Source organism: Pseudomonas sp. PLB05 (genome assembly GCF_021106615.1).
GTDB classification, from domain to species: Bacteria; Pseudomonadota; Gammaproteobacteria; order Pseudomonadales; family Pseudomonadaceae; genus Chryseomonas; species Chryseomonas benzopyrenica.
This window is the reverse complement of sequence record NZ_JAJOHO010000001.1, coordinates 982,681-1,008,013: the sequence shown is the minus strand read 5'-3', so window position 1 is coordinate 1,008,013 and position 25,333 is coordinate 982,681. Positions and strand designations below refer to the sequence as shown.

The 25,333-nt window shown below is 67.1% G+C and carries 18 protein-coding genes; 5 read left to right on the top strand and 13 right to left on the bottom strand.

Annotated elements, in window-relative coordinates; genetic code table 11:
* Position 1: 1 nt before the first annotated feature.
* Complete coding sequence (locus LRS53_RS04615; protein WP_231355404.1) at positions 2-964, bottom strand: methyltransferase; 963 nt, start codon at positions 962-964, stop codon at positions 2-4.
* 69 nt (positions 965-1,033) lie between these two features.
* Positions 1,034-2,506 (bottom strand): iron-containing redox enzyme family protein, encoded by a 1,473-nt coding sequence (locus LRS53_RS04610; RefSeq protein ID WP_231355106.1) that lies wholly within the window; start codon positions 2,504-2,506, stop codon positions 1,034-1,036.
* Between the two features lie 270 nt (positions 2,507-2,776).
* Between LRS53_RS04610 and LRS53_RS04605 the strand changes: the two genes are divergently transcribed.
* Complete coding sequence (locus LRS53_RS04605; RefSeq protein WP_231355105.1) at positions 2,777-3,694, top strand: GGDEF domain-containing protein; 918 nt, start codon at positions 2,777-2,779, stop codon at positions 3,692-3,694.
* On the opposite strand, the gene LRS53_RS04600 is transcribed toward LRS53_RS04605, so the two are convergent.
* Both LRS53_RS04600 and LRS53_RS04595 read right to left on the bottom strand, forming a co-directional pair.
* Positions 3,691-3,999, bottom strand: a complete 309-nt coding sequence (locus LRS53_RS04600; protein ID WP_231355104.1) for a hypothetical protein — start codon at positions 3,997-3,999, stop codon at positions 3,691-3,693. The two genes, LRS53_RS04605 and LRS53_RS04600, sit on opposite strands and share 4 nt — an antisense overlap.
* A 148-nt stretch (positions 4,000-4,147) precedes the next feature.
* Positions 4,148-5,767 (bottom strand): methyl-accepting chemotaxis protein, encoded by a 1,620-nt coding sequence (locus tag LRS53_RS04595; protein ID WP_231355103.1) that lies wholly within the window; start codon positions 5,765-5,767, stop codon positions 4,148-4,150.
* Positions 5,768-5,992: 225 nt separating this feature from the next.
* Here LRS53_RS04595 and LRS53_RS04590 point away from each other — a divergent pair, with 225 nt between their 5' ends.
* Positions 5,993-9,076, top strand: a complete 3,084-nt coding sequence (locus tag LRS53_RS04590; protein ID WP_231355102.1) for a hybrid sensor histidine kinase/response regulator — start codon at positions 5,993-5,995, stop codon at positions 9,074-9,076.
* Here LRS53_RS04590 and LRS53_RS04585 read toward each other — a convergent pair.
* Complete coding sequence (locus LRS53_RS04585; RefSeq protein ID WP_064309500.1) at positions 9,073-10,389, bottom strand: APC family permease; 1,317 nt, start codon at positions 10,387-10,389, stop codon at positions 9,073-9,075. The genes LRS53_RS04590 and LRS53_RS04585 overlap by 4 nt on opposite strands.
* A gap of 393 nt (positions 10,390-10,782) precedes the next feature.
* On the opposite strand from LRS53_RS04585, the gene LRS53_RS04580 reads away from it, so the two are divergent.
* Entirely contained in the window at positions 10,783-13,677 is a 2,895-nt protein-coding gene (locus LRS53_RS04580; protein ID WP_231355101.1) for a PAS domain-containing hybrid sensor histidine kinase/response regulator, read from the top strand.
* Here LRS53_RS04580 and LRS53_RS04575 read toward each other — a convergent pair.
* Positions 13,674-14,588: a SphA family protein gene (locus LRS53_RS04575; RefSeq protein WP_442968482.1), complete on the bottom strand. Its 915-nt coding sequence runs from the start codon at positions 14,586-14,588 to the stop codon at positions 13,674-13,676. The two genes, LRS53_RS04580 and LRS53_RS04575, sit on opposite strands and share 4 nt — an antisense overlap.
* A 108-nt stretch (positions 14,589-14,696) precedes the next feature.
* Positions 14,697-15,689, bottom strand: coding sequence for a helix-turn-helix transcriptional regulator (locus LRS53_RS04570; protein WP_231355099.1), 993 nt, complete (start codon positions 15,687-15,689; stop codon positions 14,697-14,699).
* Between the two features lie 279 nt (positions 15,690-15,968).
* Here LRS53_RS04570 and LRS53_RS04565 point away from each other — a divergent pair, with 279 nt between their 5' ends.
* Complete coding sequence (locus tag LRS53_RS04565) at positions 15,969-16,934, top strand: alpha/beta hydrolase (protein WP_231355098.1); 966 nt, start codon at positions 15,969-15,971, stop codon at positions 16,932-16,934.
* Positions 16,935-16,949: 15 nt separating this feature from the next.
* Here the strand turns inward: LRS53_RS04565 and LRS53_RS04560 are convergent, their stop codons facing one another.
* The 3 genes from LRS53_RS04560 to LRS53_RS04550 form a co-directional block, all read right to left on the bottom strand.
* The gene (locus LRS53_RS04560; protein WP_231355403.1) at positions 16,950-18,119 is read right to left on the bottom strand and encodes a D-alanyl-D-alanine carboxypeptidase family protein; all 1,170 of its coding nucleotides are present in this window, start codon (positions 18,117-18,119) and stop codon (positions 16,950-16,952) included.
* 112 nt (positions 18,120-18,231) lie between these two features.
* A complete protein-coding gene (locus LRS53_RS04555; protein ID WP_231355097.1) occupies positions 18,232-19,614 on the bottom strand; it encodes a sensor histidine kinase in 1,383 nt (460 codons plus the stop codon).
* The gene (locus LRS53_RS04550) at positions 19,592-20,269 is read right to left on the bottom strand and encodes a response regulator transcription factor (RefSeq protein WP_093251656.1); all 678 of its coding nucleotides are present in this window, start codon (positions 20,267-20,269) and stop codon (positions 19,592-19,594) included. Before LRS53_RS04550 ends, LRS53_RS04555 begins: the two co-directional genes overlap by 23 nt.
* A gap of 151 nt (positions 20,270-20,420) precedes the next feature.
* On the opposite strand from LRS53_RS04550, the gene LRS53_RS04545 reads away from it, so the two are divergent.
* Positions 20,421-21,206 carry a substrate-binding domain-containing protein gene (locus LRS53_RS04545; protein WP_231355096.1) on the top strand — a complete coding sequence of 262 codons (786 nt, stop codon included), beginning with the start codon at positions 20,421-20,423 and terminating at the stop codon, positions 21,204-21,206.
* A 39-nt stretch (positions 21,207-21,245) separates the two neighbouring features.
* Here LRS53_RS04545 and LRS53_RS04540 read toward each other — a convergent pair whose 3' ends face one another.
* The 3 genes from LRS53_RS04540 to dctA all read right to left on the bottom strand — a co-directional run bounded on the left by LRS53_RS04540 (position 21,246) and on the right by dctA (position 25,313).
* Positions 21,246-22,499: an OprD family porin gene (locus LRS53_RS04540; RefSeq protein WP_231355095.1), complete on the bottom strand. Its 1,254-nt coding sequence runs from the start codon at positions 22,497-22,499 to the stop codon at positions 21,246-21,248.
* 72 nt (positions 22,500-22,571) lie between these two features.
* Positions 22,572-23,885, bottom strand: a complete 1,314-nt coding sequence (locus tag LRS53_RS04535) for a CitMHS family transporter (protein ID WP_231355094.1) — start codon at positions 23,883-23,885, stop codon at positions 22,572-22,574.
* A gap of 114 nt (positions 23,886-23,999) precedes the next feature.
* Positions 24,000-25,313 carry a C4-dicarboxylate transporter DctA gene (gene dctA / locus LRS53_RS04530; protein WP_231355093.1) on the bottom strand — a complete coding sequence of 438 codons (1,314 nt, stop codon included), beginning with the start codon at positions 25,311-25,313 and terminating at the stop codon, positions 24,000-24,002.
* Positions 25,314-25,333: the final 20 nt, after the last annotated feature.

Genomic DNA, 25,333 nt, shown 5'->3' with positions numbered 1-25,333 from the left:
CTCAGTGCGGCCGCGTCACCGTCAGCACGACCGCGGCGATGCGATCGGTATGGGCATAGACCCCTGTCTCCAGCTCTTCACCGAAGACATCCGGATCCAGCTCGCGATAGCGCCAGGCCACGTCCTGGCCGTCCAGGCGGGTGCGTACTTCTTCGAGGAAGGGATCACGGTTATCGACCATGGCGACGCCGGTATAGAGCAGCAGGGTGCCGCCCGGTGCCAGGCGCTGCAGCGCCGTGTCCAGGATGGCCAGCGACAGGCCAGCCCCAAGAGGACCACCACCATGGCGATAGGCACGCTCGCCGGGATCGACCAGATAAGGGGGATTGGACAGGATGAAATCGAAGTCACCCGCCACATCGTTCAGCAGGTTGCTGTAGCACGCGCTGACATTGTCGGCCCCGGCCAGCTCGGCGTTGACCCGGGTCAGCGCCAGGGCACGCTCGTTGATGTCCACCGCCAGCACCTCGGCATCGGGCCGGGCCAGGGCGACCAGGATGGCGCCGGGACCGGCCCCACTGCCGATGTCCACGGCGCGGCGGATGTCACCGGTCTCGAAGCGCAACTGGGCTTCCAGGGCATTGGCATAGCGATAGGTGTCGGGGCCGAAGAACACCGCATCGGCGTCCTCGGTGGGATAGGCGGAATGCACGAACAGCTGGTCACCCAGGCTCGATACCCGCACCCGACTGCGCCAGCCGCCCGGCACCGCGGTCAGCAGCTCGGCTGCCGCCAGGGTGTCGATTAGAGAGCCAGGCAGCAGCTCGGGGGAAAACGGCCGGCTCCAGCCGAAGATGCCCAGCAGATCCCGCGCCCAGGCGTTGCCTTGCCGGGCATTGACCCGCGCGTGGGAGGCCGGGGTGGGCGTGATGAAGTGATAGTCCGCTGCGCGCAGCGTCTCGATCAGCAGTTTCAGGGCAGGGACCGCGTCAGGGCTGGTCGCGATGCGTTCGGGATGTTCCATGGCCGTCACGGGTGGTTCCTTCAATGACAGTCGAAATGAAAAGGACCCTTGCGGGTCCTTGAATAGGGATCAGCCCAACAGGGAGGCGAACAGTCGTGTCGCCAGCAGACCTGCACGGCTGTGGTGGCGCGCCGGTGACAGCTGCTCCACCAGTAATGCCATGGCGGCCGCGCGGCTGGGTTGGCTGGCCAGACGCTGCTCCAATGCGACCTCATCGCTATCGAAGTCGCTCGCCTGGGCCTTGCTCGCATTGGCCGCCGTGCCCTGCTCGGCTTCCAGCGCTGGACACAGACGCTCCTGCTGACGCTGGCGAGCGCGAAAGCTCACCTCGCGGCGCGGCAAGACGGACACCCGCTCGGCGGCCGCCTGGTGCCGGGCGCCGCTGTGCACGAAGTCACCGGCGATCCAGTCGTGAATCAGCTGCTGCTCGTAGGCGGTGAAGACGCCGAACATCTCGGCGCGCTCACCCTGGATCAGGCGCCAGAAGCGACTGTTGGTCGGGTCTTCATGACGCTTGATCCAGCCCTGCTCCTGCATCACCTGGAGGAATTCGGGAATCTGCGCGGGATCGGTCAACCAGTCGCTGACGCTACGGCCCCCGATGCGGCAATAGTCCGAATGCACATAGCGGCCAACGGTACTCTTTTCCGCCAGTACCTCGATCACCGCCTGTTCCAGCTCGAAGCCGCCGATCACCGAGGTGGTGCTGGCGCCCAGTTCATTGAGCAGGTAGCCCTGCACCACGCGCTGGTAGAAGGCAGCGCGGCCTTCGGCGGGCATGGCGTCATGTACGGCTTGCAGCGCCTTGCGCGCATGACCGGTGCCGGCATTGTCGACGGTCACATGCAAGGTGAAGTAATAGGGATCGATACCCAGTTCGTTGAGCTCGTAGGAGGTGATAAGCAGGTGCAGCGGCAGCTGCTCGTAACCGAGGTTGAAACCCAGCACCTCGGGCAGGTAGTGATCGGCGTTATAGGCCAGAGCCAACTGGATGGCGCCCTGGACATAGTGATCGTCGCTCAATTGCGAGAAATCTTCACAGCCATGGCTGGCCAGCAGCTTGCGATAGAGCACCACATGATTCTTGTCGGGCTGACCGTCACCCAGCTCTTCGAGATAGATCTGGATGGCCGCGCGATAGCGCAGGTCGTCCCAGTGAGCGAGCGTGCCATAGAGCCAGGCGCCATCGACCAGCTTGGTAGGCGCCACGCTACGCAGGAAGTACAGCGCATGGGCCTTGCTGCCAAAATAACGTCGCGGCGCGCCAGCCTTGCGGTTCGCCAGATAGTCCTGGTACTGGGCGCCGACCCGTTCGTTGTTCTCCAACACCCAGGTTTCCAGTGCCGCGGGATCCGCCGGGAGGTCGGCCTTCATGGCACTCACGGCCTGCAGCTGGTCGTCGAGATAGTGCCGCGCCTGCTCCCGCGCACCAACACTGGGTTTCTCCACGAGGAGCTCGCGGTAAAGAGACTTGGCGGGTTCCAAGGCAACGGGGGTCGACCCGGCGTGCTGGCCGGTTACGGCTCTTGTAGTGGTCTGCATAGAGGGCACATCTGGCAGCTGATGAATACCCTATTCGGCCCGCAGGCGACGGCTTGGTTCCGATCGGCCCGGGCACGCGGGCTGGCCGTCTCGCTTGAAGCCGTCAAACGCCTGCGCCTGCCTGGCCTACCATTCGTCGGCGAGCGCCCCGATCGCCTGACCTGCCCCGCTCTACCGACAACACGGCGACGGGTGACCGGACGACAGACCTCAGTTCCTGCCGTACCAGGCCGATAGCCTGACAATTCGTACGACCTCCAGGCCCTGTCCATGTCCGCTGCCGATTCCGACATCGATCTTCGCGCCCTCCTCGATTCGATTCAGGAGTTCATCGTCGCCAAGGACGGTCAGGGGCGTTGGCTGTTCGTCAACCGCATCGTGCTCGAGGCCTATGCCATGGTTGGCTTCGACTACGTCGGCGTCACCGACGCCGAGTTGATCGAGCGCTTTCCCGCCTTCGCCGAGGCGTTCGTCTACAACATCCAGACCGACGAGCTCGCCTGGCAGAACGCGGCGCCGACATTGGTCGAAAAGTCCTTCATAGGTCCCGATGGACGTATCAATACCTGGGAAGTGGTCAAGACACCGCACTTCGACGCCCAGGGCGACCGCCGGCTGCTGACCATCGTCAGCCGCAACGTCACCGAGCGCAAACTGGCGGAGACCGCCCTGCAGGAAAGCGAAAGCCGCTACAAGTCCCTGGCCTATCTGGATGCCCTTACCGGGGTCGCCAATCGACGCAGCATTCTCGACCAGATCGCACGCCACAGAGCCAGCGACGCCAGCAGCCCCTGTGCCCTCCTCTACCTGGATCTCGACCGCTTCAAGGCTATCAATGACGAATTCGGCCATGAGTTCGGCGATCTGCTCCTGGTGGCCTTTGTCGCCCGGGTCAGCGCCTGCCTGCGTCGGGAGGATCTGCTTGGCCGCATCGGCGGCGACGAATTCATCGTCTTCCTGCGCGACACCACGCCCACTGCCGCCTTGACCATGGCCGAGCGCCTGTGCCGCGCCCTGCAGGAGTCCTGGCACATCCAGGGCGTCACCCTGAGTACCACGTCCTCCATCGGCATCGCCCGCTGCACCGATGGCAGCCTCAGTGTCCATGAGCTGATCCGCCGGGCGGACGCCGCCCTTTACCAGGCCAAGCGAGCTGGGCGCGCGCGAGTCGTGCTGGACGAGGCCTAGAGTCGTTCCGTGGGCTGGGCGCGGATCAGGATCTCGCGCTGCCGGAAGGCCGTTTCCAGCTGTCGGCGATAGCCGTCCCACCAGGCTCGATCCAGGGTCTCGGTCATCACTTCGTAGACCAGCAACTCATCGTCCTCGACCCGGTCCGCCTCGTCCTGGCACAGGCCTTCGACCGGAGCCCGGCTGAAGGCCGTCAGGCCGCCGAAGCGCTCGACCAAAACCTGGCGTACCTCCTGAAACAGTGTCCCCGGCAGGCGCTGGCCGTCATTGTCGTTGAGGGGTAGCAGCAATTGGACGAGGTACATGGCATCTCTCCGCTCGTGATAGTAGGACAGACCGTCCCGGACCCCGGTCGGGTTCCCGCACGTCCCAAGGACAACCGCCTGGACACGAAAAAGCCCCGCCAGCGGTAGACACCGGCGAGGCCTTTCGAGCAAGCGGCTAAGTCTGCGATCAGACCGAGAAGCGGCCAACCAGACGATTCATGTCCACCGCCAGGCGCGAGACCTCATGGGCCGCCGCAGCGGTCTGGTGGGCACCGGCCGAGGTCTGGATCGACAGATCGCGGATGCTGACCAGGTTCTGGTCCACCGACCGGGCGACCTGGGCCTGCTCTTCCGATGCCGTGGCGATGAGGAAGTTGCGCTCGTTGATCTCGGTGATGGAGCGGGCGATTTCCTCCAGGGCGGCGCCGGCTTCGTTGGCGATCTTCAGGGTCGCGGTGGCCTCGTCACGGCTGCGCTGCATGGCCTGCACGGCGCCTTCCGAACCGCTCTGGATGCCGCCGATCATCTGCTCAATTTCGCGGGTGGATTCCTGGGTCCGGTGGGCCAGGGCGCGTACCTCATCGGCGACCACGGCAAAGCCGCGACCCTGTTCACCCGCCCGGGCGGCCTCGATGGCCGCGTTCAGCGCCAACAGGTTGGTCTGCTCGGCGATCCCGCGGATCACATCGACCACGGTGGCGATGCCCTGGGCCTGTTCGGCCAGGGCGACGATCTGCTCGCTGGTATGGGACACGGTGCCCGTCAGCGAATGGATGGCATTGACGGTCTCGGTGACCCGGGCCGCGCCCAGACCGGTCGAGCGCTCCGACTGTTGCGCGGACGTCGAGGCCGAGGCGGCGTTGCGCGCCACTTCCTCGACGGCGGCGGTCATCTCGTTGACCGCCGCGGCAGCCTGCTCCACCTCGCCATTCTGGCGCTGCAGGCCACGGCTGGCCTCGTCGGTCACGGCATTCATCTCTTCGGCGGCGGACGCCAGCTGCGTCGAGGCCTCGCCAATGTGGCTGACGGTGTCGCGCAGGGTCTGCTGCATCTGCACCGTGGCGCGCATCAGCTCGGCCATCTCGTCGCGGCCGGTCGCCTGGGCCTCGACGCGCAGATCGCCCTCGGCGATGCGCCGGTTGATGGCCAGCACCTGGCGCAGCGGCTGCAGGATGCTGCGGGTATAAAGCACGGCCACCACCACGGTGAGCACGATGGCGATGGCGGCAATCACCCCGAGCAGCCAGAGGTTGCGGCTGTAGGTCTGGGTGGCCAGTTCGCCGGCCTGCTTGGCGCCGCGTTCGTTGAAGGCACCCAGGGCCACGATCTTCTCTTGCAGCTCGTTGGTCAGCGGACGGATATTGGCATTGGTGAAGGCGGTTCCCTCGCTGGCCGGACGCGTCCGGGCGATGACGATGATCTCGTCGAGGCGCGCATCGTAGGCCTTGACGCCAGCGGACACGGCGTCGGCCAATCGTTGCTCTTCAGGCGAGGCGACCAGGGCCTGATAAGCCGCCACTTCCTTCTGCAGCTGGCCGCGTGCCTGGGCGATGGTCGCCGCGGCGGTCTGCTTCATCTGCTCGTCTTCCGACGCCACCATGCGCAGGGTTTCCAGACGCAACCTGAGCACCAGGCTATCCATCTTCGCCGTTTGCGCGATACTGGCCATCCAGTTGGTCTCGACATCCTGTTCGGCCTGGTACAGAGAATTCAGGCCCACGGCCGAGGTAATCACCAACACCAGCAGCAACAGGGTAACGGTGGCAAAGCACACGGCCGAACGGGCCGACAATTTCAGGTTACGCATGGTGCAACTCCAGGCAAAAAAGGCGTATTCACCCCTTTTGTTCGGCGCTATCACCCCTGGCTGAAGAGCCGCCCATCGGCGATCAGTGGCGTGCCCCTATAAGCCGCAGGCTAGAGCTGGCGCGGCCTCCAGCGACATGCACCCAACCGACGATGGGCGCACGATCCTGGCAAAGGGCCACCCGAACTCAGGCTAGAATGAGCCTTTTCCGCCATCGAAATTCCTATGCCGCCGACGAAGCCCCGCCCTGCGCACCTGGTCCCCCTGCGCAACCGCCTGCTGGCCATCGCCTTCGCGGGGATCGTGCCCCTGGCGCTGGTGGCCGGGCTGGGGCTGTGGCTGCTCGTCCATCACCAGCAGCACGAAGCCGAACAGCGGGCCCTGGAATCCAGCCGCCAGGCCGCCACCACCATCGAGAGCGAATTGCGCCGTTCGGCGACCATCCTCCAGGCCTTGGCCGAGTCGCCCCTGCTGGCGGCGGGTGATCGGGAGGGCTTCGCGACCCTGGTGGAGCGGGTCCTGCCGCTGGTGCCGGGGTGGCGCACGGTGCTGCTCGCTACCCCGGATGGGCAGGTCATCAAACGGATATCGAGCGTCAAACGGGCGCCGGGGGGGCCTGTCGCCGAGCCGGACAGCTTCGCCGAGGTGGTCGCCAAGCGCCGGCCAGTGGTTGGGCAACTGGGCCGTGGCTCCTCCGGCCTGCTCGCCTTTCCGATTCGGGTCCCGGTGTTGCGTGAGGGTCAGCTGAGCTTCGTGTTGACCGCGGTGATGACCCCGGAAAGCATACGCGCCGCGCGCATGGCCCGCGCTCTGCCCAAGGACTGGGTGGGCTCGGTATTCGATCGCCATGGCCTGCGTATTGCCCGTACCAATTTGCATGAGGAAAGCCTGGGCGAGCCCGCCTTGCCAGGCCTGGCGGCGATCCTGGCGCAACCGGGCGAGGAAGGCATAGGCACCGCCCGCACCCGCGAAGGCCACCAGGTCTATACCGCCTTCGTGCGTCTGCCCGATTCCGGCTGGACCGTAACCACGGCCATTCCCACCGAAGAGGTGGCCGCGGCGGCCAATCGTTCCTTCGCCCTTTATGGCGGTGGTCTGGTGCTGTCGGTAGCCTTTGCCTGGGCGGTGGCCCTGCTGCTATCACGGCGGATCAGCCAGCCGGTGCAGGCGCTGCAGGAGGCCGCCCAGGCTCTAGGCCGGCGCCAGCCGCCCGTGCTGCCGGACAGTGACGTCCTGGAGATCCGCCAGGTCGGCGAAGCCCTGCAGGAAGCAGCCGACGCCCGCCGGTTGCTGGAAGAGGAGCGTGACGACTACCTGCGGGGCCTGCAGCTGAGTCAGGAACAGTTGCAGCTGCAGGTCGCCGATCTGGAGGTCCTGCAGCAGCTCAATCATCGCCTGCTGCAATTGCCCTCGCTGTCGCAACAGCTGCAGGAGATCGTCGAGGTTCTCTGCCGCTTTCATCAGACCTCCAAGGGCTGCGTCTCGCTGCTGGAAGACGGCAAGCCGCCGCAGCTGTATTTCGCGGCCGGTTTCTCGGCCGAAGATCAGGCGCAGTTGGCCACCCTGCCGCTGGCGGAAAGTGCCTGTGCCGCCGCCGTGCGCAGCGGCACCCGCATAGTGGTGCCGGCGCTGGCGACCGCACCTGAGTTCGCCGCCCTGGGCGCACTGGGCCAGCACCTGGGCTTCTCCGCCCTGCATGCGGTGCCCTTGCGCAGCACCCTGCACGGCATCCTCGGCGCCATCACCGTTCACCTGCCAGAGGCCCGGGAACCCACGCCGCGCCAGCAGCGCCTGGCCGATCTGTGCGCCTCCAAGGCGGTGCTGGTGATCGATCGTGCCCGTATCCAGAAGGCTGCCCTGCGTTCGCAACGCCGCCTGCGGGTGGCGCTGGAAAGCTCGCAGGTGTCCTTTGGCATCGCCGTACCCGCTGCCGAAGGCACTTTCGCCTGGGACTATCTCAACCCCATCGGAACCACCACCCTGGGTCTCGACAGCCGTGACGCCAACGCCCGCCTGCCCTGGGCCAGCGCCCACATCCTGCAGCTCTGCGCGGACCACCAGGCCGAGGAAGTCGCCTGGTCCGTCGAATTGCAGGGACCGGATGCCCAGGGCGCCAGTTGCTGGCTGCAGATCGGCGCGACACCCTTCGACGGCAACGTCGCGGTGTGGTTTCTGGACATCAGCGAGCGCAAGCGCCAGGAGCAGCAACTGCGCGACAACGATCGGCAAAAGGACGAATTCCTCGCCGTGCTGGCCCATGAACTGCGCAATCCCCTGGCACCCATTCGCCACGCGGCGGCACTGATCGCCGCGCCGCAGGCGTCGCCCGAACAGCAACAGCGCAGTTGCCAGACCATCGAGCGGCAGGTGGAGCGCATGGGTGCCCTGCTCAACGACCTGCTGGATATCTCGCGAATCACCTTCGGCCGCATCACCCTGCACAACACCTTCGTCACCCTGCAGTCGGTACTCGAGGCAGCGGCCGACGCGGCCCTGGCGCCGATGGAGGACAAGCGCCAGCGCTTCGACCTGCACCTGCCCGAGGCACCGCTCTGGCTGTACGCCGACCCGCTGCGCCTGGAGCAGATCTTCGTCAACCTGCTGGGTAATGCCGCCCGCTACACCCCGGAGGGCGGTCGGATCGTGCTCGCCGTCTCCACGGGTGACGAGGTACGGGTGGAGATTGCCGACAACGGCATCGGTATCGCTCCGGAACGCCTGAGCGATCTGTTCCAGATGTTCGGCCAGATCGATCCACGCCTGGCGGAGCGTTCGCCTGGCCTGGGTATCGGCCTGGCCCTTTCCCGCGAGCTGGCACGGCTGCAGGGCGGCGACATCGCCGCCACCAGTGCCGGCCTGGGCCAGGGCAGCCGCTTCACCGTGAACCTGCCGCTGACGGTGGCGCCCCCGGCGACAGAGCAGGAGGCCGTAGCGGCCGCCTCGGCGGCACCTGCCACCCGCCGGATCCTGGTCGCAGACGACAACTCCGACATCGCCGACACCATCGCCGAACTCCTTGAGTTGGACGGCCACGAGGTGCGTGTCGCCTACGATGGCCAGCAGGCGCTGACCCTGTTCCAGAGGTATGGCCCCGAGATCGTCATCTCAGATATCGGCATGCCGGGCCTGACCGGTCATCAACTGGCCCGGGCGATCCGCGAGACGCCGGCCGGTCAGACCGTCAAGCTGATCGCCATGACCGGCTGGGGCCAGGCCCAGGACAAGGCCGAGGCCCTGGCGGCCGGCTTCGATCATCACCTGACCAAGCCGGCCGACATGCAGACCCTCTATGCGCTGGTGGGTGCCTAGGCCGTTACCCGGCGCGCGCCTGCCAGCCGCGTCAGCCCATAGAGCGCCACGCCCACCAGCAGCATCAGCCCGGCGCGCCACCAGGTCGCAGCGCCCTGCTGGGCGATCAGTAGCGCGCAGGAGGCCAGGGCCAGCACTGGGAAGATCCAGTGCACGCGGAAATGCGGATGCTCGACCCGGTCGCGCTTGAGCACCAGCACCGCCAGGTTGGTGCTGATGAACACCACCAGGAGCAGCAGCACCACGGTTTCGGCCAGCACATCCAGGGTGCTGGTGAAGGTCAGGGCGATGGCCACCGCGGTGGTGGCGAGGATGGCGATGCCGGGAGTCTGCCGCCGTGGCAGCACCCGGCCGAGCACCGCGGGCAGCAGACCTTGACGAGCCATGCCGTAGGCCAGACGGCTGGCCATGATCATGGTCAGGAGCGCGCCATTGGCCACCGCGATGAGCGCGATGACGGCGAACACTCGGGTCGGCACGCCCAGGCCCGAGGCGCCGAGGACGTCCATCAGCGGCGCACCCGAGGCCTTGAGTTGCGCCACCGGTAGCACCAGGGCGGCGCCGGCGCCTACCAGCATGTAGACGATACCGGCGATGACCAGAGCGCCAAACAACGCCCGCGGATAGACCCGGCTGACGTCCCGTACCTCTTCCGCCAGGTTGGCCGAGGTCTCGAAGCCGACGAAGGAGTAGAAGGCCAACAGCGAAGCACTGAGAATGGCCACGGTGGCCGAGGGCGCATCCACCTCCAGTAGCCGCGCCGGCTCGCCCTGCCCCTGGGCGACGAACCAGGCCGCCGCCGCGACGACGATCACCAGACCTGACAGCTCGATCAGGGTCATCACCAGATTGACCGACAGCGACTCCTTGATGCCGCGCGCATTGAGCAGGCCTATCAACAGCAGAAAGCCCAGGCAGACCCAGCTGGCGGGCCAGGGCACCAGCGCCTGCAAATAGCCACCGGCAAAGGCCACGGCCAATCCCGCGGCGCTGGTGACCCCGGCGGCCAGCATCGAGAAGCCCACCAGGAAGGATAGCCAGGGCCGCCCGAAGGCCCGTTCGGCGAACACCGCCGCCCCGCCGGCCTTGGGGTACTTGGTGACCAGCTCGGCATAGGAGGCCGCGGTCAGCAGGGCGAACAGCAGGGCAATCAGCAAGGGGGCCCAGATGGCGCCGCCGACCCGGCCGGCGATGGTGCCCGCCAGGGCATAGACGCCCGCGCCCAGGACGTCGCCCAGGATGAAGAACAACAGCATGGGCAGGGTGATGGCGCGTTTGAGTGCGCCCGGTGCGGCTGAGGATTCCTGGGCCATGCGGTGGTGCTCCTTGAGCGATCGAAGGGAAAGCGGCGAACCCTTGCCGGGTCCGTCTCGTGCAACCGTAGAGAGCGCGGGCGACGACCGGGTTCCAGGCGCGGACCGTTCATCCAGCGAACCTGCGGACGCCTTGCAGGCCTGGCCGTCGCTCAGACGTGCCGGTTTCGCTGCCCTGCCCGCCTCGCTTGCCCTGCTCTAGGCCAGGCGACTGGACCAGGTCGCCGTCTCGCTCGAAGGCGCAGCGCTTTTCTCGCGCTGGAGCGTCCTCTCATCCAGTCGGCTTGCCGATCAGCGGCAGAGGCTTTTCTGCCCGAAGCGCGCCCGCCACACTCTGGCGTTTTTCGCGGTCCAACCCTCCCGTGACCGCTTTCGCCGAGGATTTCCAGCAAGATGAGTGAGGTACCCCTGGCCACGCTGACCCGCGCAGAGCTCGAAGCCGAAGTTCTGCGCCTGCGTGCCGCCCTGCAGCCTGCCGCGCCCCGCCCCAGCAAGGCTCGTAGTCGCGCGGTGCTGGAAAGCACTACCCAATTCGCCATCGTGGTCAGCGACCGTCAGGGGCGCATCACCGATTGGAATCCGGGTGCCGAGCAGGTCATGGGCTGGAGCGCTCGGGAGATGATCGGCGAGCAAGCTTCACGTTTCTTCACCCCCGAAGACCGCGCCAACCATCGCGCCGAATACGAGATGGCCAAGGCCCTGAAGGACGGCAGCGCCCTGGACGAGCGCTGGCACCTGCGCCAGGACGGCCAGCGCTTCTGGGCCTCGGGGGAGATGATGGCCCTCACCGACGAAGACGGGGAGCCCCTTGGCTTCGTCAAGATCCTGCGCGATCGCACCGTCGAACACCTGGCGGGCCTGGCGCTCAAGGAAACCCAGGAGCGCTATCGCCTGGTGGCCGAAGCCACCAACGACGCCATCTGGGATTGGGACTTCAACAGTGGCCAGGTCCTGTGGAACGAAGCCCTGACCACGGCCTATGGTCACCTGCCAGAAATCGTGGAGCCCACTGGCAGCTGGTGGCTCGGCCAGATCCACCCGGACGACCGCGCGCGGATCGATGCCTCCATCCACGGGGTGATCGACGGCGACGGTACGGTCTGGACCGGCGAGTACCGCTTCCTGCGGGCCGACGGCTCCTATGCCCTGGTGTTCGATCGCGGCCGGGTGATCCGCGACAGCTACGGCCGCCCGACGCGGATGATCGGCGCCATGCTGGACATGAGCCAATTGCAGACCGCCGAAACCGCCCTGCGCAAGAGCGAGGAACGCTTTCGCGCCATCATCGAGACCATCGGCTCGGCCTTCGCCATCGTCCAGGTCAAGTTCGACGCCGACGACAAGCCCATCGACTACCGCTTCCTGGAGGCCAACCCGGCCTTCGAACGCCAGGCCGGGGTCAACCTGCGCGGCAAGTGGGTGACCGAATTCGCCCCCAACCTGGAACGGTTCTGGTTCGATACCTACGGCCACGTGGCCAAGACCGGCGAGCCGGCGACCTTCGAGAACTACGCCAACACCTTCGAGCGCTGGTTCGATGTCCGCGCCGTGCGGGTGGGCGATCCTGACGAACGCCAGATCGCCATCCTCTTCAGCGACGTGACCGAGCGACGCAACGCCGAGGAACGGCTGCGCATCAGCGAGGCCCTGGCGCGGGAAAACATCGAGCGGGTGCAGCTGGCACTGTCCGCCGGCGCCATCATCGGCACCTGGCACTGGGACCTGCCCACCGACCGATTCACCGTGGACGAGGCCTTCGCCACGGTCTTCGGCCTCGATCCGCGCCTGGGTCGCGAAGGGCTGAGCCTGGCCCAGGTGGTGACCAACGTCCATCCCGACGACAAGGACGGTCTCGCCCACGCCATCGACGTCGTGATCGCCCAGGGCGGTCCCTTCGCCCACCAGTACCGGGTACGGCGCGCCGATGGCCGCTACTACTGGATCGAGGCCAATGGCCGGGTCGATCACGCCGCCGACGGCACCCCGCTGCACTTTCCCGGGGTGCTCATCGACGTCGAGGAGCGGCGAGCCATCGAAGCCGAGCGGGACAAGGCCCTGGCCGCCCTGCGGACCCTCAACGAGACCCTGGAGATCCGGGTCGCCGAACGCTCGGCCGAGTTGATGCAGGCCGAGGAAAAGCTGCGCCAGTCGCAGAAGATGGAGGCGGTCGGCCAGTTGACCGGCGGCCTCGCCCACGATTTCAACAACCTGCTGGCCGGCATCTCCGGTGCCCTGGAGCTGATGGAGACGCGCATCGCCCAGGGGCGGCTGCGCGAACTCGATCGCTACCTGGTGGCCGCCCAGGGCGCCGCCAAGCGCGCCGCCGCCCTCACCCACCGACTGCTGGCCTTCTCCCGGCGCCAGACCCTGGCGCCACGCCCGGTGGACGTCAACCAGCTGATCGATGGCCTCACCGAACTCATCCAGCGCACCGTGGGTCCTGGCATCCAGGTGGAAACCGTCGGCGCCGCCGGCCTCTGGCCCGCCCTGGTGGACCCCAGCCAGCTGGAAAATTCGCTGCTCAATCTCTGCATCAATGCCCGCGACGCCATGCCCAAGGGCGGTCGCATCACCATCGAAACCGCCAATCGCTGGATGGATCGTGAAATCGCCCGCGCTCAGGACCTGCCGGAAGGCCAATACCTTTCGCTGTGCGTGACCGATACCGGAGTGGGCATACCGCCCGAGGTCGCCGCACGGGTGTTCGAACCCTTCTTCACCACCAAGCCCATCGGCCAGGGGACCGGCCTGGGCCTGTCGATGATCTATGGCTTCGCTCGCCAGTCCGGCGGCCAGGTGCGGCTCTACTCCGAGGTCGGCCAGGGCACCACCCTGTGCATCTACCTGCCGCGCTACCTGGGCGAGGCGCCGGCCGCCGAAGGCCTGGCCACCCGCCTGGACGTGGCCGGTACCAGCCAGGGCGAAACGGTGCTGATCGTCGACGACGAGCCGACGGTGCGGATGCTGGTCATGGATATTCTCGAAGACCTCGGCTACGCGGTGCTCGAAGCGGCCGACAGCCTGACGGGTCTGAAGATCCTGCAATCGGACGTGCACCTCGACCTGTTGATCACCGACGTCGGCCTGCCCGGCGGCATGAACGGGCGGCAGATGGCCGATGCGGGGCGCCAGTCACGCCCGGGGCTCAAGACGCTGTTCATCACCGGCTATGCCGAGAACGCCGCCATCGGCAATGGCCATCTGGATCCCGGCATGGAGATCCTCACCAAGCCCTTCGCCGTCGATGCCCTGGCGGCGCGGGTGCGCGAGATGATGGGTGCGGTCTAGAAGCTGGCGCCGAGCTTCAGCGCCACGGTATAGCCCTCTGCCCGGTTGCGCGCCTCGAATTCCTGGTAGGCGTGCAGCCAGATGGCCGGCAATCCTGAAGAGGGGTCGAAGAAGCTGAGCGCCGGCCCCAGTGCCAGGGTCCGGGCACGGTTGCCGCGGGTCAGGCCGGGGGCGTCGTCGTCGCTGAGCTGGCGGTAGTAGTAGCCGCCCAGGCCCGCGGTCCAGGGGCCGAAATGCTGGCCGACGGCGAATTCGTGGCGATACTCCACCCCGCTGCGATAGTCGGTGGCGGCGTTGCGGGCATTGAGGTCGACCTGGAAGCTGGACGACAGCTCCAGTCCGCTCGGGCTGATGTAGCTGGCGTTGAGGATCGGCGAGACCGTCCAGTGGTTGGTCCCGGGGCTGACCAGGCGATCCTTGTCGTAGTCGCCGGTAGGTGCCTGGATCGACAGCTGGGTGTTGATGCCGACGCCAGGCGCCGGCTCCCAGCCGAGGATCAGCGGAATCAGCTGCAGATCCGCCGGGCGGAACAGCTCGGCGCTGTCGCTGAACACGCGCTGGCCGCCGGCGTTGATGCCGAGATCGGCGTCCATGCGAAAGAACACCGAGACCGCGCCGAAGCCGTAGCGCGCACCGAACAGCTGCTGGTCGGTCATGCGTAGGTAGGCCAGGCCGATGGCCAGGACGTTGATGTTGAAATCGTTGCCATCGTCCTTGCCATGGCTGTCCTTGATCACCCGTGCCTGGTAGTCGCTGAAGCGCAGGCCGACCGTACCGACGGGCGTCGACGGCGGCATGAAGCCGGCGCCGAAGTCCTGCACCCCGGCCGCGGTGGTCGGCATGCCCTTTTCGGTGGCGTGGGTGGTGGCGGCCAGCGCGGCAAGCGACAGGACGGCGGCGCGAGTCAGCATTCCGGGCAGAGACGGCATGGCAGGATTCCTCAGGGCATTCGAGCGGGCGAGCGAGGCCTCACCGGGCACGAGCGGCGCCCAGTCTTGGCGTAGGGGATCAGGGGAGGATCAGTCCGGCGCGGCGGCGACCTGTTGGGCGATCTGCGCCTTGCGGTTGACGCCGAGCTTCTCGTAGATTCGCCTCAGGTGATGGCGGACCGTGGCCGGCGCCATGCCCAGGCTGCGGGCGACTTCCTTGTAGGTCTGGCCCAGGGCGAAGCACTGGGCCACTTCCAGTTCTCGGGCGCTGAGGCGTTCCGCCGAACTGCGCCGACGCGCCTTGAGCAGCAGCAGATCGCCCAGCGGCTGGGCATCGAGCTGCAGGGTGCGGCCCTGGTAGGTGCCCTGGGGATCGCAGGCAGGCGGCAGGCGATTACCCTGCCAGCCCTCCCACTCCCCCGCCAGCAGGGCGGCGAAGCCGGGCTCCATGGACAGCAGCACGCCATAGCGATCGCAGACCGCCAGGGCCGTTTCGTCGAAGCTGCCCTGGCTGTCTCTCAGGGTCGCCAGGGTGCGCAGGCAGCTCTCGCGCTCGGCATGCAGCAGGTGGAGCATCAGCCATTCCACCAGCTGGCATTCCAGCGCGGTGAAAGGCGTGGCGGGATCTTCGCGGAACAGCGTGAGGTGCACGCCCAGGCGGGTCTGGTCGTCGGTGAGCACGATGCGCAGGCCATGGGCCAGGCCATACCGCTGCCCCAGGGCGGCCAGGGCCGGCGCGGCCGTCTGGTCCCGGCAATCGAACAGCTGGCAGCGGCCCTGCTCCTGATGCAGGTCGCCGAGGGCGTGGTCCTCGGCCTTGAGGGCATCCCATTCCTGGGTATAGCTGCCAGGCAGCCCCAACAGGAAGGTGCTGTGCGCCACGGGGACGCCGTCGCGCCAGGCGGAGTTGCCCCACCAGGCCTTGTCGAAGGCAACCAGGCGCTGCAGCTGCTCCAGCGCCTGGGCATGGAATTCGGTGATGGCCCCGCCACGCAGGCGGGCCTGCAGCGCCAGGACGACCTGGCTGAAGCGAGCGACCACCGCACTGGGCACGCTGCAGGAAAAGACGGCTAACTGATCCATGCTACCCCCATTGTTTTGATTGTCTTTGGGTAGGATGCCGGCCTCGGGAGGGCCTGGCTGGGATCCGAGTCTACCGGAGCGGGACGGCGCGCCTATCGTTCAGATGCAGGATAGGCCGCCCCCTCCGCGGCCAACGCGTCCGCGCAACGGCCCCGTGCCAATCGCAGTCCAAGGCCCGTCGCCGTCGTTCATCTGATCGATAGACCCGCCCGTGACCTCCGGCGAGGCTGGCGGCGACCCGGCCTCCATCCTGGCGCCCGGGACCACAGGAGAAGCCCCATGCCCGACGTCTTCGCGCGCCTCACCCCGGAGGTGGCCGGCCTGCTGGCGCAGCTGGCCGCCCACCCGCAGCCGCCGCTGGACAGCCTTACCCTGGAGCAGGCGCGCGCCGCCTATGTGCAGCTGAATCGCGCCCTCGGCCTGCCGCCGGCGCCGGTGACGCGGGTGGAGGCGCTCACCGCGCCAGGCCCCCTCGGCCCCATCCCGTTGCGCCTCTATCGGCCCTATGCGGAAGACGCTCGACCGCGCCCGCTGGTGGTCTATCTGCACGGCGGTGGCTGGGTGATCGGCGACCTGGACAGCCATGATTCGCTCTGCCGCCAGATCGCCCTGGGCACCGACTGCGCGGTGCTGGCGGTGCACTATGCCCTCGCCCCCGAGCATCCGGCCCCGGCGAGCCCTGACGATGTGCTGGCCGCCCTGCACTGGCTGGCCGAGGCCGGCAGCGCCTTGCACCTCGATCTCGACCGCGTCGCCGTAGCCGGCGACAGCGCTGGCGGCGGCCTTGCGGCCATGGCCGCGCTGCACTTGCGCGAGGGACCGCTCGGGCTCAAGGCCCAGGTGCTGATCTATCCCGGCGTCGACAACACCCCCGAGGCCTGGCATCACCCCTCGCGGATCGAGAACGCCCAGGTCCCACCGCTGACCCGGCCGATGATGGACTACTTCTCCGGCATGTACCTGCAGGACGTGGATACCCGCGATCCACGGGTGTCACCCCTTTATGCCTCCTCCCACGCCGACCTGCCGCCCGCGCTGATCTTTGGCGCCGAATGCGATGCCCTGCGCGACGATGCCCGGCTCTATACGCAGGCGCTGATCGGCGCCGGCAACGCCGTGGAGTACCACGAGCTGCCGGGCATGATCCATGGCTTCATCGAGATGCTCGGGGTGCTGCCGAGTGTGCGCTGGACCCTGGCGCGGATGAACGCCTTCCTGCGCGAGCATCTGCAGCAGGAGGCCTGATTCCGCCCCCGAATGTCAGACCTGGCCGAACCAGTGCAGCACCAGCCGGTAGAGATGCTCCGGCCAGCGTGACCACCAGCCGGCCTGCTCCACCGCCTCCAGGGCTACCAGCGGCCGGGTCTGCAGGATGCGCTCGCCAGCCACCAGCTCCAGGCGCCCGACCACCGCGCCCTGGGCGATGGGCGCCACCAGCGGCTCGTCCAGCACCAGCCGACGCTCGGGCGGCTGTTGACCCTTGGGGCGGGTCAGCACCACGTCCTGGGTCACCCCCACCGGTAGGGTCGCCTGCTCGCCTTCCCAGATCGCCGGGGTACCCAGGGCGACGCCGGCCTGGTCCAGCGTCTGGTTCTCGAAGAAGCGATAGCCGTAGGTCAGCAGCTTCTGTGTATCCGCCGCGCGGTTGTTGATGGAGTTGGAGCCGAACACCGCGGTGATCAGCCGGCGCCCATCGCGCAGCGCCGAGGTCACCATGCAAAAGCCAGCCGCCTCGGTATGACCGGTCTTGAGACCATCCACGCTGTGATCGCGCCAGAGCAGCAGATTGCGATTGGGCTGGCGGATACCGTTCCAGGTGAAGTACTTCTTGGCATAGAGCTCATAGTAGGCCGACTCGTCCTGGATGATGGCCCGCGCCAGCAGCGCCATGTCGTAGGGCGAGGAAAAGTGCCCGGGGTCGGGTAGCCCGGTGGGATTCATGAAGTGGCTGTCGTGCAGGCCCAGGCGCTGCGCGGTGGCGTTCATCAGGCTGGCGAAGCTCTCGTTGCTGCCGGCGATGTGCTCGGCCAGGGCCACGCTGGCGTCGTTGCCCGAATCGATGACGATGCCCTGCAGCAGATCGTGCACCGACACCGGGGTGCGCGGATCGAGAAACATCCGCGAGCCCTCGGTGCGCCAGGCGTGCTCGCTGACGGTGACCTGATCGTCGGCCTTGAGCTGGCCGGCCTGGATATCGCGGGTCGCCACATAGACGGTCATCAGCTTGGTCAGGCTGGCCGGCGGCAGGTGCTCGTGGGAATCCTCCTCGGCGATCACCTGGCCGGTGGTGCCATCCATCAGCACCCAGGCCTTGGCCGAGAGCTGGGGTGGCGAGGGAATGAGCACATTGGCGGCGGGCGCAGCGGCGGGCGCGGCCTCGACCTGGCCGAGCCAGGCGAGACCCAGGGCGGCGAGACCGAGGCAGAGCAAGGGGTGTTTCACGGGCGACGGATCCGGTGTGGCAGTGGGGCCCGCCATCCTGGGAGCGCCCTGCCCCGGTCTCAAATGAAGGAAAGTGAAGAAAAATTTAGGAAGCCGCGCCTCAGCCGGCGCTGGTGATGACCACCCGGGCGCCCACCGGCTCGGCCGCTTCGATGCTCAGGCTGAAACCATGCAGGCGGACGATGGCCGCCACCAGCGACAGGCCCAGGCCGTAGCCCGGCTGTTGGCGACTGGCATCGCCGCGATAGAGCCGCCGCAGCACGCTCTCCCGCTCGGCTTCGGGAATGCCGGGGCCGTCGTCGATCACCTTGATGCGCACCGCGGTGCCGACCCCGCGTGCCACCAGGCGCACCTGGCCACCCTCGGGGGCGAACTTGAGGGCGTTGTCCAGGAGATTGACCAGGGCCTCGAACAACAACTCGGCGTCGCCCTGCACCTCCGGCAGTTCCTCACCCAGTTCCAGGCTCAGGGTCTGGGCCTTTTCCTGGGCCAGGGGCTCGTAGAAATCATGGGCCTGGCGCAGCAGCGCGGCCAGATCGAGGGGCGCGAAGGCCATGCGCCGCCGGGTGTCCTCCAGCTCGGAGATACGCAGCAAGCCCTGGAAGCGCGACATGATGGCTTCGGTCTCGGCCAGGGCTTCACCGAGGCTGTCGGCCTGGGGTTCGGCCAGCGGCAGCTGCTGCAACTGGTGCAGGCGCGCCCGCAGCCGCGTCAGCGGGGTGCGCAGATCATGGGCGATGCCGTCGCAGACCCCCTTCACCTCGTGCATCGAGCGCTCCAGCTGGGCCAGGGTGGTATTGACCGCATCGGCCAGCATGTCCAGTTCGTCGTGCCGCGGTGACAGCGGCAGCCGCTCCTCCAGATGACCGGCGACGATCCGCTCCAGGCTGAGTTGCAACCGTTCCACTCGCCGCAGCGGGCGCCGCCGCAACAGGTGCCAGCCCACGAGTCCGGGAATCAGGGTCAGCGACAGCCCCCAGAACAGCGCCTGGCCGATGATGCCGCCGACTGCGGAGATGGAGCCGCCATCGCGGGCCAGCACCAGGATCCGGCCGTCCGCGCGGCGCTGCAGAAAGGCATGGCTGCTGCGCGTCTCGTCCAGGGCGTCGGAGGTCCGGAGTCCCCGCTGCAGGTAGTGCACCTGGCCATCGTCCGGCAGGTTGCGCAAGAGCTTGACCAGGTTGCCGGCGACATAGCGACCATCGGCCTCGAACAGGCCGTAGGCGTCGATACCGGGCATGGAGTAGACCTCGCTGGCCTGCAGCTCGCCCAGCAGGTCGGCATCCGCCACCTTGCCGTAGTAGTGCGCCCGCTGCAGCAGGGTGCGCTCCGCCACGGCACCCAGATAGCCGGAGATCTGCCAGTAGAGCACCCCGGTGAAGACCGCACCCCAGGCCACGAAGAGCAGCGCATAGAGCGCCAGCAGGCGACTGCTCCCCGAGCGCCAGCGCCTGCCGGCCCTAGTCCGGGACGACGAGGACATAGCCAGCTCCGCGGACGGTATGCACCAGCGGCCGCCCCGCCCGCTCGATCTTGCGTCTCAGCCGCCCCATGTGCACGTCGATGATGTTGGTGCCCGGATCGAAGTGATAGCCCCAGACCTGCTCGAAGAGCATGGTGCGGGTCACCAGTTGGCCGGCGTTGCGCATCAGGTAGGTGAGGATCTTGAATTCGGTGGGCAACAGGGCGATGGCCTCGCCGGCGCGGGTCAGGGTGTTCTCGATCAGGTCCAGGGTCAGCTCGCCCACCCGCAGCTGGTGACTGGCGGACTGGGCCACCGGCCGCCTGAGCAGTGCCTCCAGACGGGCCATCATCTCCACCAGGGAAAAGGGCTTGGTCAGGTAGTCGTCACCGCCGCATCTCAGGCCGCGGACGCGCTCGTCGACATCGGACAGGGCGCTGAGCATCAGCACCGGGGTGGCGATGCCGAGGCCGCGCAGGGTGCTGACGATGGTCAGGCCGTCGAAATCCGGCAGCATGCGGTCGAGGGTGATGATGTCGTGGCCGCCGGCGATGGCTGCGGCCAGGCCGTCGCGGCCGGTGCGTTCCCAGCGCACCTGATAGTCTTGCGCCTGCAATTCGCTGGCGATGGCATGGGCGGTCACCTCGTCGTCTTCGATGACCAAAGCCTGGGTCATAGCGGCCTCTGGATCTGGCGCCCGGTCTGGCGGACCGGACACCCTAGGGAAAACCACCAGGCCGGTAAATTAAATTTTTCTTCATTCGGACTAACGCGCTCCCGCCTTGCCCGCGGTCTATCGTCGGTCTTTTCACCCTGGAGTCACCACCATGTTTCGACGTTTGCCCACCCTCGCCCTCGGCGCCCTGCTGCTGGCTTCCACGCCGCTGCTGGCGGCGCATCCCGCCACCACCCTCACGGTGCTGAGTTCGGGCGGGATCATGGGCGCCATCCGTGAGGTCGCGCCGGCCTATGAAAAGGCCACCGGCGTGAAACTGGATATCGCCGCCGCGCCGTCCATGGGCGACACGCCCCAGGCCATCCCCCAGCGCCTGGCCCGCAACGAGCCGGCCGACGTGGTGCTGATGGTGGGTTCGGCGCTGGACAAGCTGGTCGCCAACGGCCAGGCGCGCAAGGACAGCCGCGTCGACCTGGGCCAGTCGTTCATCGCCCTGGCGGTGCGCAAGGGCGCGCCCAAGCCGGACATCTCCACCATGGACGCCTTCAAGCAGAGCCTGGAGAACGCCCAGTCGGTGGCCTATTCCGACAGCGCCAGCGGCGTCTACCTGTCGCACATCCTCTTCCCGCGCATGCAGCTGAGCGATGCCTTCAAGGCCAAGGCGCGCATGATCCCCGCCGAGCCGGTGGGCGAAGTCGTCGCCCGCGGTGACGCGCAGCTGGGCTTCCAGCAACTGAGCGAATTGAAGCCGGTGCAGGGTATCGACATCGTCGGCCTGATCCCCGACCAGGCGCAGAAGATGACCCTCTATTCCGGCGCCGTGGTCAGCAAGAGCACGCACCCGGATGCGGCCCGCGCCCTGCTGCAGTACCTGGCCTCGAAGGACGCCGCCAAGGCCATCCAGGACAGCGGCCTCAAGCCGATTCCCGCGCAGTGAACCCCAGGGGAGTCGCCCTCGCGACTCCCCCCCCCTCTGCTACCAGAGCGCCAGGTCGTAGGTCAGGTACAGGCGATTGCTGTCCCGGCCACGGGCGAAGTCGGCGCGATAGACATAGTTGCGCAGCTTGACGCCGAACCCCTTGAGCGAGCCCCTGGGCACCACGTAGGCCAGTTCCACATCGCGTTCCCACTCGTGCAGGCCTTCGCTGCCGGAGCGGCCGTTGTCGCCGCTGATGTAACGGGCCATGAAGGTCAGCCCGGGCAGCCCCAGCGTCTTGAAGTCGTAGACGTAGCTGAGCAGCCAGGTCTTCTCGTCTTCCTCGATGAACTTGCCGATGCCGACGTTGCTGAAGGAATAGACGGTGGCACCGCTGATGTAAGGCAGGCCGGCATCCCCACTCAGCTTTTGCAACCCCGCGCCGACCGTATGGCCGCTGTGGGAGTAGGTCAGTTGGCCGCTGAGCATGTCGTTATCGATCTTGCCCGCGTAGGCCGCGCCCGTGTCGCGACTCTTGAAGTAACGCAGGTCGCCCGTCAGCACCCCGCCGGCGAGCGGCAAGTCATGCTGGATACCGGCGAAATCCTGGCGATAGAAGTTGTTCAGCTCACCGTGGAAGTAGCTGAGCCTCAGGCTCTTGCTCACCTGGTACTCGGCACCGCCGTAGCTGAAATTGCCGGACTGGCTGCCGCTGTAGCCGTCGGGAAAGAGGCCGTTGCTGTTGGTGGAATCGCGCAGCTTGAAGCGATCGAGGTGGGTCAGGGTCAGCGTCAGGCCCTGGATGTCGTCACTGGTGACCTGGGTGCCCTGGTAGGTCTGGGGCAGCAGGCGGGCATCGTTGTAGACCAGCACCGGGGTCTTGGGCAACAGGGTGCCGTGCTTGACCACCGTCTTGCCCAGCCGCGCCTTGGCGGTGGCGCCGAAGGCGCTGGCCTCCGCCGCCGCCCGCCCGTCGCCGTGCACCGGCAACAATCCAGTACCGCTACGCCCACGCCCGGAGTCCAGGCGCACGCCCAGCAGGCCGAGGGCGTCCAGGCCGAAGCCAAGGGTGCCCTGGGTGAAGCCCGAGCGGTAGTCCAGCAGGAATCCCTGGGCCCACTCGGTGCGCTCGCTCTTGGCCGTGGCAGCGGCGCGCGCGCTCAGGCCCTGTTCGTCGCGGAAGTTCTCGTTGAAGTAGACGTTGCGCAGTTGCAGCTTGAGCTTGCTGTCTTCGAGGAAGCCGGCGGCGTCGGCGAAGGGCATACAGGCGCACAGGGCGGCGCAACCCGCGCCACTCTTGAGGAGTTGGGACATGAGGGAGTCTCTTGTTGTTTTTGGAGTGGGACTGCAGCGGGCGGGCACGACCATGCCCGCCCGCCAGGAGGATCAGACGAAGAAGGAGATGGCGCCGGTGAGCAGTGCGATGGCGGTGATGACCAGGGAGGTCAGTACCGCCCATTTGACGGTGGCCTTCTGGAAGTCACCGATGTCGCGGTCGACCATGCCCACCAGCAACAGGGTAGAGGCCACCAGCGGACTCATCAGGTGCACCGGCTGGCCCAGCACCGAGGCGCGGGCGATCTCCACCGGGTCAATGCCGTAGGCCGCGGCGGCATTGGCCAGGATGGGCACCACGCCGAAGTAGTAGGCATCGTTGGACAGCACGAAGGTCAGCGGCATGCTGGTGATGGCCACCACCAGCGGGAACCAGTGGCCCCAGGCCGGCGGAATCCAGTCGACCAGGGTCTGGGCCAGGGCATCGACCATCTTGGTGCCGGAAAAGATGCCGGCGAAGATGCCCGCGGCGAACACCAGCAGCACCACGGTCATGGCGTTGCCGGAGTGGGCCAGAATGCGCTCCTTCTGCAGCTCCAGCTGCGGATAGTTAATCATCAGCGCCAGCACGAAGCCGATCATGAAGAGAATGGCGGCATGCATCACGCCCATGACCAGGGCGGTCATCACCGCGATCACCAGCACCAGATTGACGTAGGCCAGGCGGGGGCGCTTGGTCGGCGCATCGCCGAGGATCTCCTCGATATAGCACTTGCCATTCGCCCCGCCACCGCTGGCCAGGCTGACGTTACCGATGCGCGCGCGCTCGCGGCGGCCGAGCAGGAAGGCAGTGAAGACCACCCAGGCCGCCCCGCCGATCACCGTAGGCAGCATGGGAATGAAGTAGGCGGTGGCGTCCAGCCCCAGCGCGGCGATGGCGCGGGTGGCCGGGCCGCCCCAGGGACTCATGCCGCTCATGATGCTCAGCGAGAGCATGGAGACGGTCGCCAGCACCATGGGATTCATGCCGATGCGCTTGTACAGCGGCAGCATGGCCGCGCAGGTGATCATGTAGGTGGTGGTGCCGTCGCCGTCCAGGGCCACCAGCAGCGAGAGCAGCGCGGTGCCGATGGCGATCTTCACCGGGTCGCCGTTGACCCGCTTGAGGATCTTGCGGATCAGCGGATCGAACAGGCCGGCGTCGATCATCAGGCCGAAGAAGAGGATGGCGAACAGCAGCAGCGCCGCCGAGGGCGCCACCATCTTCAGGCCGTCGAGCATCATCTTGCCGGTGGTGGGGGCGAAGCCACCGATGAGGGCGAAGACGATGGGCACCACGGTGAGCGCCACGATGGGCGACAGACGTTTGCTCATGATCAGGTAGGTGAAGGTCACCACCATGATCAGACCGAGAAGCGCGAGCATAGGCATATCCCTTGTTCTTGTCGTGTGCCTGGCCAAACGCGGGCCAGCCGATCCCCGCCTCCGGCCAGCTGAAGGCGCGGAGGTGGGACTGCAGCGGTAGCGGGGTTGGAACGATCAGGCGTGGGGACGGGCGTCCGGTGCCGTCCACTCGGCGGCCTCGGGCAGCGCCAGGGGTTCGGCCTTGCCGGTTTCCAGGGCGCGCATCAGCTTGTCGCGGTCGCAGGCGTCCTCGCCCAGCGCGATCACCACCGTGGCCACGGCGTTGCTGGCCAGGCTGGTCAGGGCGCGGGCCTCGGACATGAAGCGGTCGATACCGATGAGCAGCGCCAGACCGGCCAGGGGGATGTCATGGATCACGGTGAGGGTCGAGGCCAGGGCGACGAAGCCGCTGCCGGTGACGCCGGCTGCGCCCTTGGAGGACAGCAGCATGATCGCCAGCATGGTCAGGGTCTGGCCGACGGTGAGGTCGATGTTGCAGGCCTGGGCGATGAAGACCGCGGCCAGCGACAGGTAGATGGCGGTGCCGTCCAGGTTGAAGGAATAGCCGGTGGGCAGCACCAGGCCGACCACGCCCTTCTTGCAGCCCAGGCCTTCGAGCTTCTGCAACATGCGCGGCAGCACCGGCTCGGTGGACGAAGTGCCCAGCACCACCAGGAATTCCTCGCGGAAGTAGCGCAGCAGCTTCCACAGGCTGAAGCCGCGCGAGCGGCACAGGGCGCCCAGCACCACGAAGACGAAGAAGGCGCAGGCGATGTAGAGGGTGGCGATCAGCTTGGCCAGGGAACCCAGCGAGGTGATGCCGTACTGGCCGACGGTAAAGGCCAGGGCGCCAAAGGCACCCACCGGCGCGAAGCGCATCAGGTAGCCGAAGATGCGGAAGACCATCTGCGACGCCGACTCCAGCACATCCAGCACCGGCCGGCCGCGCTCGCCCATGGCGGACAGCGCGAAGCCGCAGAGCACGGCGATGAACAGCACCGGCAGCACCTCACCCTTGTTGAACGCCCCCATGAAGGTGTCCGGGATGATGTGCATGAAGAAGTCCACCACGCTGAGCTTGGCCGCCGACGCCGTGTACTGGGCGATGCTGGCAGTGCTCAGGGTCGCGGGATCGATGTTCATGCCTACGCCGGGCTGGAACAGATAGACCGCGCCGAGGCCGATGAACAGGCTGATGACGGTGAGCACCAGGAACAGCAGCAGCGTCTTGCCCATCAGCCGACCCAGGGTGCTCTTGTCGGTCATGCCGGCGATGCCGGTGACGATGGTGCAGAACACCACCGGGGCGATCATCATCTTGATCAGCTTGATGAAGGCGTCACCCAAGGGCTTGAGCGCGACGGCCTGTTGCGCCCAGAAGTGACCGACCAGCACCCCGAGGACCACGGCGCAGAGGATCTGGAAGTACAGCGATTTGGCAAGTTTCATGGGGCATCACCGTTTATTGA

Coding starts and splice junctions, on each gene's coding strand:
- LRS53_RS04615 (WP_231355404.1), bottom strand. CDS start 964: ATGGAACATCCCGAACGCATCGCGACCAGCCCTGACGCGGTCCCTGCC.
- LRS53_RS04610 (WP_231355106.1), bottom strand. CDS start 2,506: ATGCAGACCACTACAAGAGCCGTAACCGGCCAGCACGCCGGGTCGACC.
- LRS53_RS04605 (WP_231355105.1), top strand. CDS start 2,777: ATGTCCGCTGCCGATTCCGACATCGATCTTCGCGCCCTCCTCGATTCG.
- LRS53_RS04600 (WP_231355104.1), bottom strand. CDS start 3,999: ATGTACCTCGTCCAATTGCTGCTACCCCTCAACGACAATGACGGCCAG.
- LRS53_RS04595 (WP_231355103.1), bottom strand. CDS start 5,767: ATGCGTAACCTGAAATTGTCGGCCCGTTCGGCCGTGTGCTTTGCCACC.
- LRS53_RS04590 (WP_231355102.1), top strand. CDS start 5,993: ATGCCGCCGACGAAGCCCCGCCCTGCGCACCTGGTCCCCCTGCGCAAC.
- LRS53_RS04585 (WP_064309500.1), bottom strand. CDS start 10,389: ATGGCCCAGGAATCCTCAGCCGCACCGGGCGCACTCAAACGCGCCATC.
- LRS53_RS04580 (WP_231355101.1), top strand. CDS start 10,783: ATGAGTGAGGTACCCCTGGCCACGCTGACCCGCGCAGAGCTCGAAGCC.
- LRS53_RS04575 (WP_442968482.1), bottom strand. CDS start 14,588: ATGCTGACTCGCGCCGCCGTCCTGTCGCTTGCCGCGCTGGCCGCCACC.
- LRS53_RS04570 (WP_231355099.1), bottom strand. CDS start 15,689: ATGGATCAGTTAGCCGTCTTTTCCTGCAGCGTGCCCAGTGCGGTGGTC.
- LRS53_RS04565 (WP_231355098.1), top strand. CDS start 15,969: ATGCCCGACGTCTTCGCGCGCCTCACCCCGGAGGTGGCCGGCCTGCTG.
- LRS53_RS04555 (WP_231355097.1), bottom strand. CDS start 19,614: ATGTCCTCGTCGTCCCGGACTAGGGCCGGCAGGCGCTGGCGCTCGGGG.
- LRS53_RS04550 (WP_093251656.1), bottom strand. CDS start 20,269: ATGACCCAGGCTTTGGTCATCGAAGACGACGAGGTGACCGCCCATGCC.
- LRS53_RS04545 (WP_231355096.1), top strand. CDS start 20,421: ATGTTTCGACGTTTGCCCACCCTCGCCCTCGGCGCCCTGCTGCTGGCT.
- LRS53_RS04540 (WP_231355095.1), bottom strand. CDS start 22,499: ATGTCCCAACTCCTCAAGAGTGGCGCGGGTTGCGCCGCCCTGTGCGCC.
- LRS53_RS04535 (WP_231355094.1), bottom strand. CDS start 23,885: ATGCTCGCGCTTCTCGGTCTGATCATGGTGGTGACCTTCACCTACCTG.
- dctA (WP_231355093.1), bottom strand. CDS start 25,313: ATGAAACTTGCCAAATCGCTGTACTTCCAGATCCTCTGCGCCGTGGTC.